Genomic DNA, 14,143 nt, shown 5'->3' on the forward strand with positions numbered 1-14,143 from the left:
AGGACGGGAGGTTTATGCTTCAGCGGATCAAGGAGACAGGGGAGTATGTCTTCTATCCGAGACATGTTGTTGGATCTTGTGGTTGGCATTGGGTTGAAGCGAGCGGACGGGGCATTGTTTATTCATCTACAGTGATCCGTCAGAAACCTGAGAGAGGTGGGGACTTTTGTGTCGCCATTGTTGAGCTTTCTGAAGGTCCTCGGTTGATCGCACGGATAATAGATGTTGTCCCCGATCGGGTTAGAATTGGTCTACCAGTGACCGCCTCGGTTCAAATGGCAGATTGGAAGTGGGAGGATACGCCCATCGTCGCATTTCGGCCTAGCTATGTGGAGCAGGCCCATGACGGATGAGCTGCGCGGAAAGATAGCAATCGCCGGCCTAGGTTATGCTGGGTTGGGTTCCTCTCCGGGTTGGACAGCGATGGAGCTGATGGCTCGCGCGACTGATGCTGCGTTGGATGATGCCGGTCTAAAACTTGCTGATATTGATGGAATCTGCTGCAGCACCTTCTATCACTTTTTTCCATCACTTACGGCGGCAGAATATCTTGGGATTCGGCCAAAGTGGTCAAACTCTGATATGGTTGGTGGTTCTTCATTCCAAAGTTATATCCTTCAAGCGGCAGCAGCCATCAATGCCGGTCTATGCACGACCGTGCTGGTTGCCTATGGTAGCAATGCGAAAAGTTCCCGCAATATTGCGGGACTGCTCGAGACGCCTCTATTCGACAAAATGGTCCAGGCGCCGTTGCCCATAACAGGGTACGCACTTGCGGCTGCGCGACACATGCACTTGTACGGGACAACGCGGCGACACCTCGCGGAAGTCGCAGTTGCCGCTCGGGATTGGGCAAGGTTGAATCCAGATGCTCCGCCGCTTCCGAGCCTGGACCTCGAAGAAGTAGCCGCCGCGCCAACCATAGCCGATCCACTTTCTAAGTACGACTGCTGCCTTGTCTCGGATGGCGGAGGAGCACTTATACTCACCTCTACAGAACGAGCGGTAGATCTTAAACAGCCATTAGCAGTCGTGTTGGGAGGGGGTACTGCACACTGGCACCGTGAGATTTCCCAGATGCCAGATCTGACCGTGACCGCTGCAACAGAAAGCGGGCAACGTGCATATGCGATGGCCGGCGTAACCTCCTCGGATGTCAACGTTGTACAGCTCTATGACGCGTTCACTATAAATCCTATCCTTTTTCTCGAGGATCTGGGCTTTTGCGAGAAAGGCGAGGGCGGCAGGTTCGTGGAAGGTGGTCGAATTGGTCCGAGCGGCAGCTTGCCCGTGAACACCAACGGAGGTGGCCTGTCTTTCGTGCATCCAGGGATGTACGGGCTTTTCGCGCTAGCCGAATCGGTAATCCAGATCCGAGGACAGGGAACGACGCGGCAGGTCGATGGAGTCGAGATTGCATTGTCTCATGGAAATGGGGGCACGCTGTCTCATCAGGCCACAACGATAATCGGTTCTAGAAACAGTCTTTAATGCAAAACAAAAAAGGGAACATCGTGAACAGAATTGCTCTAGTACTCTCAGCCACAATCTCAGCAATGCCGATTTCTGCCCACGCGGAGTTAAAAGTTGGTGTTACTATCAGCGCCAGTGGCCCGGCAGCCTCTCTCGGAATTCCTGAGCGGAACGCGATCGCGCTTGCGCCTAAGGAGATGAACGGAGAGACAGTCTCCTACATTGTTCTTGACGATGCTTCCGATCCAACCGTTGCTCGTCGGAACATTGAACGGCTTGTGACTCAGGACGGAGTAGATATCGTCATCGGATCCTCAACTTCTCCTGCCTCATTAGCCATGACGGAGGTAGCTGGGCGAACCAAGACACCCATGATCAGTCTCGGTGCAAGCAGGGCCATCATCTTCCCACAGAACGAAAACACTAAATGGGCGTTCAAGACGCCCTTTAACGATGCCACTCAGGCGGCCGCCACTGTGAAGGACATGATCGCCCGCGGTTACAAGACGGTCGCAACGTTCGCATTCAATGATGCCTACGGTGAAGGATGGGTACAAGAATTCAAACCTGTTGCAGAAGCTGCTGGCCTCAAGATCGTTGCTCAGGAAAAGTTCAACCCAAAAGACACCTCGGTCACGGCACAAGCATTGAAAATAGCCGCGGCCCAGCCAGACGCGGTCCTTGTCGTCGCTTCGGGAACTCCTGGTGCGCTTCCTCAAATTGCACTAGCTCAACGGGGATATAGCGGACAGGTTTATCAAACAACCGGTGTCGTGAACGCGGATTTCATAAAGATCGGCGGAAAGGCTGTAGAGGGCGTTCTGATTGCGGGAAACCCGATTTCTGTTGCCTTGCAGCTACCAGACGGGCACCCAGCTCAGGCGGAGGCTTCCAAATTTGCACAGGCTTATAACGAGCGCTTCGGGGGAGGCAGTGTTTCGGCGTTCGCAGGCTATGCACAGGACGCGCTATTGCTGCTTCATGCTGCCCTGCCGAAAGCAATGGAAGTCGGCGATCCGGGAACGCCGGAGTTCCGCGCGGCACTTCGTGACGCAATCGAGAATTCAGATAGCGTGAAAACGACTTCCGGACCGGTGACCATGTCAGCAGGGGATCATAACGGCTACTCATCTGACGCTCCCATCATAATCCGCGTCGTGGATGGGAACTTCACCGTCGCGCGCTGAAAGTAGTTGGAGAGCCTCGATGACAACCGAAATAGCAGCATTCCTTTTGCAAGACGGCATTGTGAATGCATCAATCTACGCACTTCTTGGACTAGCGCTGATCCTCATATTTTCCGTGACGCGAATTATCTACGTAGCACAGGGCGACACAGTAACATATGCCGCCTTGACATTCGCCTCTATCCAACAAGGGCTATTCCCTGGCGTGGTGTACGTGGTTGCTGCCTTCGGAGTCATCGCAACCCTCTACGAATCTGTGGCATGCGCTCGTCAGCGCATGCGACCAAACGTCATTAGACTGACTTTCTATTTGGCGTTTCCAGCCGTTCTATGGACTCTGTTGCGAAACATCGACTTCACGAACATTGGAGTCGCTGCACAAATTCTACTCACCTTCGGAATCGTTGTGCCGCTTGGCCCAATGATCTATACTACTGTATTTCAGCCCTTAGCGCGGGCGTCGGTTCTCGTTCTGTTGATTGCCTCAGTAGCGATCCATCTTGTATTACAGGGAAGCGGTCTCCTGGTTTTCGGGCCAGATGGCGCGCGTGCAACGCCGTTCAATCTCAGCGACTTTGAAATCGCGGGTATTATGTTTACAGGGCAAAGCCTCGCTGTGATCATCACAAGCCTGATGCTGATGTTGCTTCTCGGTACCTACTTCTCTGTAACATTGTTTGGGAAAGCCCTTCGGGCGACCGCCGTGAACCCGACCGGCGCCAGGTTGGTCGGAATCCGACCTGATATGGCGGGCCGGGTTTGCTTTGCCATCGCGACGGGTGTCAGTACGTTGTCGGGAATTCTGATCGCCCCGCTGACTACCTTCTACTATGACTCCGGCTTCATAATAGGGTTGCGAGGCTTTGTCGCTGCTATCATTGGAGGGCTTATATCCTATCCTCTTGCCATTGCAGGAGCCCTCTTCGTTGGAGTTGTAGAGTCTTTTGCGTCTTTTTGGGCAAGCGAATATCGGGAAGTGATTGTGTTCGCCGTCGTGATACCTGTTCTTATTGTAAGATCGCTGGGGACTAACATTCTTGCGGAGGAAGCAGAATGAACCGAATTGCGTTCCTAATCTTTCTTGCAAGTTTAGCGGTGCTCGCATTGACGCTACCAGCGTACTACGTCAATGTCCTCAATTACATAGGCCTTTATGGCATCGTGGCTCTCGGCGTCGTGCTTTTGACAGGTGTCGCTGGTGTGACATCCTTCGGTCAAGCCGCTTTCGTTGGGTTGGGAGCCTACACTACAGCGGTTGCCACTCTACATTTTGACCTCTCTCCGTGGGTTGGCCTGCTATTTGCTGTCGTCTTTTCCGCTGCTATTGCATGGTTCGTTGGAATAATAACGCTGAGGCTGTCCGGCCACTATCTTCCCTTGGCCACGATGGCGTGGGGCTTGAGTGCCTACTACTTGTTTGGCACGATCGAATTGCTAGGCGGTCATACCGGCATATCTGGAATTCCCCCAATTTCAATCGGCAGTACGGAGTTAACGTCACAGGCAGGCATCTTCTTTTTGATCTGGGGTGTGCTACTCCTAGCGCTGGTTCTCTCTTCCAATCTCCTCGAGTCACGCGTCGGGCGAGCGATGCGAGCCATCAAAACTGCGCGTCAGACCGCCGAGAGCTTTGGAATCGATACATCACACCTACGGCTCGTAATCTTCATTTTCGCCTCCGGTTTAGCTGGGGTGTCTGGGTGGCTTTACGCCCACATGCTGCGCTTCGTGAACCCTTCGCCTTTCGACCTTCCCGCCAGCATCGAATACCTCTTCATGGTGGTGATAGGCGGCGCCAGCAGCTTATGGGGTGCCGTCATCGGCGCAGTTGCACTGACGGGACTTCAAGAATTTCTGCAAGGTGCTCTTCCCGGTCTGATCGGACAGGCAGGTCAGTATGAAACGATAGTATTTGGCCTCCTCATCATCTTTCTGTTGCAGTTTAACGGGGAGCAGGGCGTCAGCGGCTGGTTTATCGCTCAGGTCAAAGCAAAACCGCACACTGAAGCGGCAGCTGAAGCTTTAGCCGACCTACCGCGTCGGTCCGGAGGGGCTTGGAAGCCTGAGACGGGTCCGCTTCTTCAATTAAAGGAAATAGGGAAATCCTTCGGCGGGCTGCGCGCGTTGAACGATGTTTCCTTCGACGTCGGACACAAAGAAATAGTGAGCATTATTGGCCCAAATGGAGCAGGCAAAAGCACACTGTTTAACTGTATCACCGGCGTTATTCGACCAGACAGTGGAAAGCTCTTTCTACGAGGGGAGGAAATATCGACTCAAAACATTCGCAGATTTGTTCAAAAAGGTGTTGCGAGAACCTTTCAGCATGTAAAACTTGTTGATGGAATGTCCGTGTTAGAGAACACCATGCTGGGGGCTCATATCCGTGTGGCCGGTGGCACAATCAGCGCGGCTCTCCACTTGGAACGGTTACAAGAGAAACAGCTTCGGGCTGAGGCGAGTAAACAGCTTAGGCGTGTGGGACTTGAAGCAGTACAGCATATGGATGCTGCCAGCCTTTCCCTTGGCCAACAGCGGCTCATAGAAATTGCTCGCGCGTTATGCGCGGATCCGGAGATTCTTCTGCTGGATGAGCCTGCAGCAGGACTAAGGCAGCTTGAAAAACAGAAACTTGCGTCTCTGCTAAGGGAGCTGCGGGAGGATGGTCTCAGCATACTCCTGGTTGAGCATGACATGGAGTTTGTGATGGGTCTTTCGAACCGGATTATGGTGATTAACTACGGCGAAAAGCTTGTAGAAGGAACCCCTGCTAGCGTGCGGACAGATCCTCGCGTAATTCAAGCTTATCTGGGGACCACGGCCTGATGACAATGCTGCTTAGTGTAAGGGATCTTCGTGCTGGCTACGGCAAGGTGCCAGCCATAGATGGAATAGACATCGCTGTAGAGGCGGGAAAGATCGTTTCCATTGTAGGCGCAAATGGAGCGGGTAAGACAACTGCTTTGAACTCGCTTATGGGTCTCCACCCATCGGCAGGCACGGTCAGTTTTTTGGGTATCGATATTGCGCGGATGTCGACAGAAGCTCGACTTGAACTTGGACTTGCGCTCGTTTCCGAAACTCGGGAGCTCTTCGGAAGCATGTCCGTTGAAGACAATCTCCAACTTGGAAGCTTTATCCACCGCAGAAACAGAAAGTCAAAAGATAACACTCTCATCGACAAGGTATTTGAGATATTTCCGCGTTTGTTGGAAAGGAAAACTCAAAAGGCATCCACACTTTCTGGGGGAGAAAGGCAAATGCTGGCGCTCGGGAGAGCGCTCATGTCGGAACCGAAGCTTTTGATGCTCGACGAACCGAGCCTGGGACTTGCTCCCAAGATCGTTGAGGACATGTTTGATGTGATCTCAGAATTGAAAAGCCGCGGGGTCTCTATCCTTTTGGTAGAACAGAATGCTCGAGGAGCACTGGCGATCTCAGATTATGCTTACGTGGTCGAACTCGGAAAGGTGGTGCTGGAGGGTGAGGCCTCGTCGCTGGTAAATGATCAGCGAATTATCGACAGCTACCTTGGAACCGGCCTCGCTGACGACGCCGGATTAACTCTCTAGGGGGCTGCGATGACGGATCTCTCAACACTTACTGCAACCGAAATGACAGAGGGATACAGGAAAAAAACATTCTCTCCGGTTGAAATAACTGAGGCTGCACTTCGGAGAATCGAAGCGCTAGATCCAGCACTGAACTCCTTCTATCTGACCACCGCAGATGAAGCGCGGAAGATGGCTTCGGAGTCTTCCGCGCGTTGGATGGGCGGTCAGCCGTTGAGCTTGCTCGACGGTGTGCCAACTTCGATAAAAGATGCACTGCCGTCTGCAGGGTCGCCCTCCTACAGAGGGTCCGTGGCGCACTCCGCAGATCAACAGCGCTTTGATGTTGACGCACCAAGCGTCGCGCGGATGCGGGAGGCGGGGATGGTTTTTCTTGGGAAGACGACAATGCCGGACTTTGGCATCTTCGCGAGCGGCCTCAGTTCCAAACACGGCGTGACTCGTAACCCATGGGATATTACCAAAACACCTGGCGGATCCAGTGCAGGCACAGCGGTTTCTATTGCTGCGGGCTTGAATCCTCTTGCAGTGGGAACAGACATTGTTGGATCCATCAGGCTGCCAGCATCATTCTGCGGTATCTTTGGTTTCAAACCCAGTCAGGGAAGAGTTCCGTACTATTTCCCCAACAGCCCAGCGTTGGTAGCAGGGCCGATGGCTCGTTCAGTGCATGATGCTGCTCTATTAATGAACATCATTTCGCAGCCGGACGGCAGAGACTTCACGGCACTACCCTTCGATAACATGCGTTATGATCTGGTGCTGAGGGAGGCTTTCACATCTGCGCGCATCGGCTTTATCAGAAATCTCGGATTTGGTACGATGCCCGACTCGGAGGTTTTAGGTACAGTTTCCACAGCCGTGGAAATGCTGCGCAAGGAAGGGTTCTTAGTTCAGGATCTGGACGTTTCTTTTTCGCCAGACGACTTACGCGCGGGGGAGCGTTTTTACAAAGCCCGGGCCCGGTCGGAGTTAAGCGAATTTGCAGCGGATCGACGGGCGGCTGCAACAGTAGTATCTGACTGGTCACTGGAGGCCGAGAGTTTGACTGCTATCGATCTGTACCGGGATTTCAATCGCCTTCAGTCGATGAGGGCACGGGCAGCCGCTCTCATTGAAGGGTTTGATTTTCTAATCCTACCTTCGGTTCACGTTCCGCCTTTCTTAGCAGATACACCTGGGCTTCTACCTGGCAGACTATTTGAGGCTTGGATCAACAGCTTTCTTTTTAATCTGACGGAGCAACCTGCGAGTTCGAGTCCCTGCGGCCTTACCGCAAATGGCTTGCCGGTCGGGCTGCAGATTGTAGGGCACCGATTTGCTGACGCCGACGTATTTCGACTGTCGAAAATCGTTGAAGATCTTTTTGAGTGGCGCAAAGTCCTTGACAAGATGACAGATAAATTGCTTACCCGGGTGTGAGCATTCAGGTGGACAATGACCAGTAACAAAGAGCCTCGTCAGAAACGGAAGCCCTCTAGGATTGCCCAAGAGCGTAGGCGCGACCTGATCGACGGAGCGATACGTAACATCGCAGCAGTAGGATATGACGCAGTTACGATCGCTACAATCTGCGAAGAAGCCGGATTTTCTCGCGGTCTGATAGGTCATTATTTTACCAGTAAAGATGCCTTGCTCTTAGAGGCCGTTAAGAGCGTTGCGCATGATCTGGGTGAAGCAATACGCACCGCCACTCAAATGGCAGGCGCTGATCCTGCCGCGCGCCTGCATGCATTAGTAAAAGCGAGCTTCACACCACCCGGGTTCACTCCTGAAAAGGTTGCAGTCTGGGTTTCTCTGACCGGCTCCGCACGCTGGTCATCTCCGCTCACAGAAGTCTATACGCAAATTTGGCAGGAATACCGAGAGGGAGTAGGTAGACTTTTTGAAAAGGCCGCAAAGCAAACGGGTGTTGATCTCGATGCCAGATTAACCACAATCACGTTTTCTCACCTGGTTGAAGGACTGTGGGTAGGCTGGGCTGCAGATCCCACTTCTATCACGCCGAGCTTGGCACAAGCGTGTTGTCACAATTACGTAGACACCGTATTGGGGCGCTCTCGTTCGGGAGAGTAGCGCGAACTCCATTAGGTCGCTCGCCGGGCTCCACTAAATATTCCATATTGACCGTTACAATAGGTAAGGGGCGAGAAAGCTCCTGATCTTTCGACGTCCACAACGTCGCCAATAAACAATGAATGGGTTCCGTGCGAATCGTAAACGGCACTCACTTTACAAAAGATCGCAGCTTCCGCGGTTACAAGATGAGGGAGCCCTTGTTGAGAAGCATCGATCGGCCGGCTGGCCCAGGCGCCATAAGCGAAGCGGCCCTCACCTTTGGCGACAGAGAATCCGGAGGCTATCGTGTTTTCCCACTCGGAGAGCACATTGACACAGAAATAGCCGCGACCGGAAATTCGCGGATGTATGGACGCAGATTTATTAACCGCGATCACCAGGCTTGGCGGCTCCAGGGCTACCGACATAACGGCTGTGGCCACCATTCCGTAGCGGCCGTCGCCGTCAGCCGTTGTGATTATCGTCACACTTGCTGCCATTCCACGAAGGGCAGTGCGAAATTCCAGAGCCACATCGATATTACTGGACGCCATAGCATTGCCCTTTCGTGGTCATGATCATTGACATTCTTACTTTCCCTGAATATTTGTTGGATGTTCAACAAAAGTCAAGGGCCTTTGTCACCGTGCCCTCCAAAGATACAGAATGCCATCTAACCCAAAGGAGTCGAACAAATGTCAGGCCAAGTTCATGAGGATCATAGTCTGCTACTGGAGGTCTGGAAGGACTACAGCGATGGAATTTACGCCGGCGACGTTGGCAAGTTGGAGCGCATTTTCCACCCTTCGTCCTCCATGTTTTACAATGGCGACGAAGGCATAGTTGCAGTGCCCATCAAGGAGTACCTCAGCATGGTGGCCAATCGACCTGCTCCGGAGCGAACTGGAGCCAGCCGACGAGAAAAGCTGGTCTCGATCGCCATGCCTTCGCCCGACAATGCAGTCCTTACAGCTACCATTCTTATCTCGGGGAAGAGCTTTACTGACCAGCTTGTGCTCCTTAAACAGAGCGGGCGCTGGCTCATCGTCGCGAAAACCTACCACCTGGACTCGGTCGCAGAGGCATAACAGGGCAGGTCAGAGCGGAGAAGTTAGGCGGCTTACGCCATGCCACTCGTACGTCTTAAAGCGACCTAGAAGTACAGTTTGTCATGCTCGCCCAGGGCGAACTTGCGCGAGCGTGCATCCGACTACAGCAGCGTTCAGGAGTCTCAGTGTGGCGATAAACGATCACATTCTTGCGAAACTTAAAGACACCTCTCTGGTGACCGACAGAGGTTTTATAGCAGGCGAATGGATAGCCGTGAGCGAAAGGAGAAAGACATTCGCAGTCGTTAATCCTGCCAATGCCGAGGTCATAGCAACATTGCCCGATATGGGGCGGGTTGAAACGATTCGTGCTATTGAAGCCGCCCACCAAGCTCAGAAAAACTGGGCTGCAAAAACGGGCAAAGAGCGGTGTTATTTCCTCCGTCGGCTTTATGAATTGGTGGTCGCAAATGTGGACGATCTTGCCGTCATTCTCACTTCTGAAATGGGGAAGCCGTTCAATGAGGCCAAAGGGGAAGTGTTGTATGGAGCCTCCTATATCGAATGGTTCGCGGAAGAGGCAAAACGCATCTATGGCGACACTATCTCGGGTCCCCAACCAGGCAAACGGATCATTGTTCTTAAGCAGCCAATAGGTGTCGTTGCCGCCATAACCCCATGGAACTTTCCAATTGCGATGCTAGCCCGTAAACTTGCTCCGGCGCTTGCGGCAGGCTGTGCGATGGTGTCAAAACCGGCTGCAGAAACTCCTCTTTCCGCGCTCGCTCTTGCAGTTTTGGCTGAACGAGCCGGATTGCCTGTCGGTTTATTCAGTGTCGTACCCTCGACGGATTCCGCGACTATCGGTGAGGAATTTTGCGCCAACAAGTTGGTGCGCAAGCTGACGTTCACAGGGTCGACACCAGTAGGCAAAATCCTAATGCGACAGGCCGCAGACCAGGTGCTAAAGCTTGGACTTGAGCTTGGCGGCAATGCGCCTTTCATTGTCTTTGATGATGCCGATCTCGATGCCGCCGTCGAAGGCGCCATGGTTTCGAAATATCGCAACAATGGCCAGACCTGCGTCTGCGCTAACCGCCTGTATGTTCAGGCCGGCGTTTATGATGCCTTTGCCAAAAAGCTCGCCGAGAAGGTTGCAGCAATGAAGGTCGGCGATGGTTTTGAACCAGGGGTCAGCGCAGGGCCGCTGATTAGCAAGAAGGCGATCGCCAAGGTTGAGGAGCATATTTCAGACGCGCTGGAGAAGGGTGCGAAAGTGGCAGTGGGCGGCAAGCTTGATGCCAGGGGGGGCCTGTTTTTCCAGCCGACCATCTTGACCGGTGTCACGTCAGAAATGAAGTTCGCCCGCGAAGAAACCTTCGGCCCGGTCGCGCCGCTCTTTAGGTTCGAGACCGAAGAACAGGTGATCGAGATGGCCAACGATACCGAATTCGGCTTGGCTTCCTATTTTTACGCAAAGGATCTCTCCAAGGTCCTCCGCGTGGCAGAAGCGCTGGAATACGGAATGATCGGCATCAATACCGGACTTATTTCCACAGAGGTGGCTCCGTTCGGCGGCATCAAACAATCGGGGCAAGGGCGCGAAGGGTCAAAATATGGCATTTCCGAATATCTTGAACTGAAATACATCTGTGTTGATGTTTAGTATGGCCAGGAGCGTCACGGTGGTGTCGTCACCATGTAGTCGTTCGGCTGCCAGTATATGGATGCGGATTAGGTCATGGATCGGTTGCAAAGTGGTCGCGCAGGGCTCCGACCTGATCGGCCAGCGTGGAGAGGCTGAGATCGACGCCGTCCCTAGCGTAGCGCTCGGCTTGGCGATTCTATGGCTTTTGCTAGCCGAACTTATCGAACAGGATCGTGGCGAGCAGGTTGGGACCTGCCCATCCGCGCGGTGTCGCGTGGGAACGGGGCCGGTGACTGACTGATCTTCTCGCAATCCCGGCAGATGAACTTCTCTCGCTCTGTCTGCAGCGATCGTCTTGTCGTCTTCAGATCGTAGCGGTGTGGTCATCTCCTGAGGTGCCGTCGGCGGCGTCACAGTAGGCGGTAAGAAGCCGGCTGACGCGGAAAGGCTCAGAACGCCACTACTTATTCCCGACGCCAACGGGTCAACAAGGACCGCGACAATCCATGTCGCCGCGCCATCACCGACCCCTACCTAAAACCTTGCAGGCTCTCCTCGACGATCCGAACCTTCTCTTTGTCCGACCAATCTCGTCGGCGACCAAGATGGTCAGCCGACAAGACCTCAATGGGGGAAATGGTTGTAGCGTATGACATGAGGCCAGGACTTAAAGCTAATCAGCAAATTACGGCAGACGCCGTCGGCGGAGGCATACGGTAACAGCGGCGGACTGAGCGATCCGCCACTTGTCGTGGAGATCTCATTGTAAATTGATCTCCACCACTCATAGGCTCAGGGCATGGGTTGCAATAGCGGTCAATTTACGAGAATCCGAGTGCAAGGATTGCAGCGCATCATAGGTGAATGATCCGCTCAACACTGGAGGGACGCGCGGGGAGTTGATCCTTCAGCGGCAGGTTTTGTCCATCGTGAGGAGAGAACCAAAGGCTGAGAGAAAATATAGCGCACCGATAACGAATTGTCGCAGAGAGACAACAACACATGATTGACGCCACTACGGAGAACGCAAAACAATACAGCGACAGCAAAAAGCTTGCTGCGCGAGCTCGGCTTAATACCGAGTACACCATAGCAGAAACCGACTGGTTCCCGTGGGTAGCACAACACATGCTCTTGCACCCGGGTGACAAGGTATTAGACATCGGGTGCGATCCTGGATGGTTCTGGGCCGCGGCGATCAACGAAATTCCCGAGGGGATCGGTCTGATACTTGTCCGATTTGTCGCCCGGGATGGTCGCTGAAGCGGCTGGACGTGACCGAGAGCTTCCTTTCAAAAGTGTAACAGCTCAACAAGCGGATGCTGCGGAACTGCCTTACGATGGTGATTAAGCCGGGCGGGTTCCTCGCGGTCACCACGAACGGCGCAAACAATATGCGCAAGATGTACGTGCTCACAACGGTTTTCGGAAGCCCTCCGCACGATCCGGTGCAGCCGTGTTTGACCTTGACATTGCCAAGCGCTTTATGGAAACGCAGTTCGCCAATGTGACGTTGAAACAGCATCCAACTGCCTCGGAGGCCCAACTCGCCGCCTTTCGCAATCCAATCGAAGCGGCTTTTGACGCTGGGGAAGGTTTGCTCGAGGTCGAGAAGGAGAGCGCGTTGCTCATCAGCATGAAGCCACGGTGACAAACCGGCTTTAGGGAGGATCTATGGGTGTTGGCGATAAATTGCTTGTCGCTTCGCGCGAGGAGCTTCTTGGAACAACTTTGCAGTTCTTCTCCGCAGACCCAAAATTTTCTCGCAATTTTTTTCGGAGGCTCTTCAGCTATTCGGATACGAGTCATCTCCTTTGTCGTCTCCCCAAACTGCGATGCAGGAATCGGTGAAAATGGACCAGACTAGAAGTGGAGATGGAAAGAGGAAAAGATGAAAAAACTTGGCTGCCGCATACCCGCCGGGCGCGTCAAGGGTGAAGCTTCGCCCGGCTAACGCCGGCCCTTGACCCGCCCGGGCGGAGAGGCGGCCGCGGGGAGGGGTCAGGAAGGGTTGAAGATGATGGTGTCATCGAGAAGGTGAGCCGCGCTCCGGCCCGACGAGGCCAAGGGAGCCCGCCTATGACCCTCTCACCTATCCGCAAGGTTTACCAGGGCGTCGCCGATCGCCGGCAGATGTTCCGCATGTTCGACCGCCACGCGCGGCGGCCCAACAAGTCTCAGGGGGATGCTAGCCCTCTGTATTCAGGGGAGTGGTATGAGATAGGTCGTGCAGAGCACGGCTACATGTTCGAGATCCTGCCGCTGCTCTGGATGGGCGGCGAGATGTTCGCGATGCGAGAGTTCCTGACCGGATCCGTCACCAGCGTCTTCTACACGCTGCGTATCGACGGCCGCGTCCGCTACTTCCATGCCTATTGCGACCTCTCTGTCTCCCGTTCGCCGGTCGAGATGCGCGACGCCATCGTCGATCACGAGACCTGGCCGGTCAAGGCGATGACGCATGAAGAGCGGCTCGAGCATATCTGGAGCGCCACTCACGACGAATATCGAGGCTATGCCGGCGACCAATGGATGCCAGAACACCGTGGTAAGCGTACCGTCCTATACTATGGAGGCCGGGGAGGCACCACGCTCAAGCTGCTCGACGAACTTTCCGACGACGAGATTGCGGCAAAGCTGCCGGTGCATCTGCGTCATCTTCCCGAACGCATAGCGGCGTGAGGTGCGGCGATGTTCACTTTTCCAGTTGATGAAGTCCGCACCGTCATCGCGCGCGGAGAGGCTGATGCCGCAGCCAATGGGGGCTTTCGTAATCCCTACTATGGTCTCAAACCAGGGGAGGGCGAAAAACCCGGCCTGTGGCTGGTCGGAGACGAAGGCGTCTATCTGCTTTCAAACGGCAAGCTCGGCGAGGGCCAGAAGGCACTCGTTTGCTATGCCGGGGAATGCAACCCCTCCACCACGCCCGACTACTGGCACTACAAGCGCCGGCATTTCGGGGGCGATGATGGCATCGAATTCCTTGAGGCCGCTGAGATACTCCGCCTGCTCGATGCCATGCCTGACGCCACCCATCTGCGTGTCCAGATGACGGAAACAAGCTTCGAGCTGGTCCCGATCACCCGCCGGCGCTAATCCATCTCATTTCACACCGCGCACGACCCCGCCGATCCTGCCGGCGGGGCGATTTTGCAC

At 54.2% G+C, this 14,143-nt stretch carries 13 protein-coding genes and 2 pseudogenes; 13 read left to right on the forward strand and 2 right to left on the reverse strand.

Annotation, left to right across the window (positions count from 1 at the left end; genetic code table 11):
• Positions 1–14: 14 nt before the first annotated feature.
• Genes ACTJJ7_RS11580 through ACTJJ7_RS11615 form a run of 8 tightly spaced genes read left to right on the forward strand, consistent with a single transcriptional unit; the run spans position 15 to position 8,308 of the window.
• Positions 15–353: a Zn-ribbon domain-containing OB-fold protein gene (locus ACTJJ7_RS11580; RefSeq protein WP_440967162.1), complete on the forward strand. Its 339-nt coding sequence runs from the start codon at positions 15–17 to the stop codon at positions 351–353.
• Positions 343–1,491 (forward strand): acetyl-CoA acetyltransferase, encoded by a 1,149-nt coding sequence (locus tag ACTJJ7_RS11585; protein ID WP_353574543.1) that lies wholly within the window; start codon positions 343–345, stop codon positions 1,489–1,491. Before ACTJJ7_RS11580 ends, ACTJJ7_RS11585 begins: the two co-directional genes overlap by 11 nt.
• A complete protein-coding gene (locus ACTJJ7_RS11590; RefSeq protein WP_353574542.1) occupies positions 1,491–2,660 on the forward strand; it encodes an ABC transporter substrate-binding protein in 1,170 nt (389 codons plus the stop codon). Before ACTJJ7_RS11585 ends, ACTJJ7_RS11590 begins: the two co-directional genes overlap by 1 nt.
• Before the next feature lie 19 nt (positions 2,661–2,679).
• Positions 2,680–3,717, forward strand: coding sequence for a branched-chain amino acid ABC transporter permease (locus ACTJJ7_RS11595; RefSeq protein WP_353574541.1), 1,038 nt, complete (start codon positions 2,680–2,682; stop codon positions 3,715–3,717).
• Entirely contained in the window at positions 3,714–5,486 is a 1,773-nt protein-coding gene (locus ACTJJ7_RS11600; RefSeq protein WP_353574540.1) for a branched-chain amino acid ABC transporter ATP-binding protein/permease, read from the forward strand. The genes ACTJJ7_RS11595 and ACTJJ7_RS11600 overlap by 4 nt, the downstream gene beginning before the upstream one ends.
• Positions 5,486–6,232 (forward strand): ABC transporter ATP-binding protein, encoded by a 747-nt coding sequence (locus ACTJJ7_RS11605; RefSeq protein ID WP_353574539.1) that lies wholly within the window; start codon positions 5,486–5,488, stop codon positions 6,230–6,232. The genes ACTJJ7_RS11600 and ACTJJ7_RS11605 overlap by 1 nt, the downstream gene beginning before the upstream one ends.
• 9 nt (positions 6,233–6,241) lie before the next feature.
• Positions 6,242–7,654, forward strand: coding sequence for an amidase (locus tag ACTJJ7_RS11610; protein WP_353574538.1), 1,413 nt, complete (start codon positions 6,242–6,244; stop codon positions 7,652–7,654).
• 15 nt (positions 7,655–7,669) lie between these two features.
• On the forward strand, positions 7,670–8,308 hold the full coding sequence (locus tag ACTJJ7_RS11615) for a TetR family transcriptional regulator C-terminal domain-containing protein (protein WP_353574537.1): 639 nt from the start codon (positions 7,670–7,672) through the stop codon (positions 8,306–8,308).
• Positions 8,309–8,319: 11 nt separating this feature from the next.
• Here the strand turns inward: ACTJJ7_RS11615 and ACTJJ7_RS11620 are convergent, their stop codons facing one another.
• On the reverse strand, positions 8,320–8,844 hold the full coding sequence (locus ACTJJ7_RS11620; protein WP_353574536.1) for a flavin reductase family protein: 525 nt from the start codon (positions 8,842–8,844) through the stop codon (positions 8,320–8,322).
• Between the two features lie 141 nt (positions 8,845–8,985).
• Between ACTJJ7_RS11620 and ACTJJ7_RS11625 the strand changes: the two genes are divergently transcribed.
• Both ACTJJ7_RS11625 and ACTJJ7_RS11630 read left to right on the forward strand, forming a co-directional pair.
• Complete coding sequence (locus ACTJJ7_RS11625) at positions 8,986–9,378, forward strand: nuclear transport factor 2 family protein (RefSeq protein ID WP_353574535.1); 393 nt, start codon at positions 8,986–8,988, stop codon at positions 9,376–9,378.
• Between the two features lie 148 nt (positions 9,379–9,526).
• Entirely contained in the window at positions 9,527–11,005 is a 1,479-nt protein-coding gene (locus ACTJJ7_RS11630) for an NAD-dependent succinate-semialdehyde dehydrogenase (protein ID WP_353574534.1), read from the forward strand.
• Positions 11,006–11,008: 3 nt separating this feature from the next.
• Here the strand turns inward: ACTJJ7_RS11630 and ACTJJ7_RS11635 are convergent.
• Positions 11,009–11,334, reverse strand: a pseudogene (locus ACTJJ7_RS11635) (IS66 family transposase); the annotation flags it as partial.
• 655 nt (positions 11,335–11,989) lie between these two features.
• Here ACTJJ7_RS11635 and ACTJJ7_RS11640 point away from each other — a divergent pair.
• The 3 genes and pseudogenes from ACTJJ7_RS11640 to ACTJJ7_RS11650 all read left to right on the forward strand — a co-directional run bounded on the left by ACTJJ7_RS11640 (position 11,990) and on the right by ACTJJ7_RS11650 (position 14,083).
• Positions 11,990–12,638: pseudogene (locus ACTJJ7_RS11640) on the forward strand (class I SAM-dependent methyltransferase).
• A 428-nt stretch (positions 12,639–13,066) separates the two neighbouring features.
• Positions 13,067–13,669 (forward strand): DUF1419 domain-containing protein, encoded by a 603-nt coding sequence (locus ACTJJ7_RS11645; protein ID WP_353574533.1) that lies wholly within the window; start codon positions 13,067–13,069, stop codon positions 13,667–13,669.
• Positions 13,670–13,678: 9 nt separating this feature from the next.
• Complete coding sequence (locus ACTJJ7_RS11650) at positions 13,679–14,083, forward strand: DUF3085 domain-containing protein (RefSeq protein ID WP_353574532.1); 405 nt, start codon at positions 13,679–13,681, stop codon at positions 14,081–14,083.
• The last annotated feature ends 60 nt before the right edge of the window (positions 14,084–14,143 follow it).

It is taken from the genome of Phyllobacterium sp. 22229, assembly GCF_052056495.1.
In the GTDB taxonomy this organism is placed as follows: Bacteria; Pseudomonadota; Alphaproteobacteria; order Rhizobiales; family Rhizobiaceae; genus Phyllobacterium; species Phyllobacterium myrsinacearum.

Excerpts from the sequence above, each read along its gene's own strand:
- ACTJJ7_RS11605 (WP_353574539.1), top strand. The coding sequence starts at position 5,486 with ATGACAATGCTGCTTAGTGTAAGGGATCTTCGTGCTGGCTACGGCAAG.
- ACTJJ7_RS11620 (WP_353574536.1), bottom strand. The coding sequence starts at position 8,844 with ATGGCGTCCAGTAATATCGATGTGGCTCTGGAATTTCGCACTGCCCTT.
- ACTJJ7_RS11625 (WP_353574535.1), top strand. The coding sequence starts at position 8,986 with ATGTCAGGCCAAGTTCATGAGGATCATAGTCTGCTACTGGAGGTCTGG.
- ACTJJ7_RS11585 (WP_353574543.1), top strand. The coding sequence starts at position 343 with ATGACGGATGAGCTGCGCGGAAAGATAGCAATCGCCGGCCTAGGTTAT.
- ACTJJ7_RS11580 (WP_440967162.1), top strand. The coding sequence starts at position 15 with ATGCTTCAGCGGATCAAGGAGACAGGGGAGTATGTCTTCTATCCGAGA.
- ACTJJ7_RS11600 (WP_353574540.1), top strand. The coding sequence starts at position 3,714 with ATGAACCGAATTGCGTTCCTAATCTTTCTTGCAAGTTTAGCGGTGCTC.
- ACTJJ7_RS11650 (WP_353574532.1), top strand. The coding sequence starts at position 13,679 with ATGTTCACTTTTCCAGTTGATGAAGTCCGCACCGTCATCGCGCGCGGA.
- ACTJJ7_RS11645 (WP_353574533.1), top strand. The coding sequence starts at position 13,067 with ATGACCCTCTCACCTATCCGCAAGGTTTACCAGGGCGTCGCCGATCGC.
- ACTJJ7_RS11590 (WP_353574542.1), top strand. The coding sequence starts at position 1,491 with ATGCAAAACAAAAAAGGGAACATCGTGAACAGAATTGCTCTAGTACTC.
- ACTJJ7_RS11595 (WP_353574541.1), top strand. The coding sequence starts at position 2,680 with ATGACAACCGAAATAGCAGCATTCCTTTTGCAAGACGGCATTGTGAAT.
- ACTJJ7_RS11610 (WP_353574538.1), top strand. The coding sequence starts at position 6,242 with ATGACGGATCTCTCAACACTTACTGCAACCGAAATGACAGAGGGATAC.
- ACTJJ7_RS11615 (WP_353574537.1), top strand. The coding sequence starts at position 7,670 with ATGACCAGTAACAAAGAGCCTCGTCAGAAACGGAAGCCCTCTAGGATT.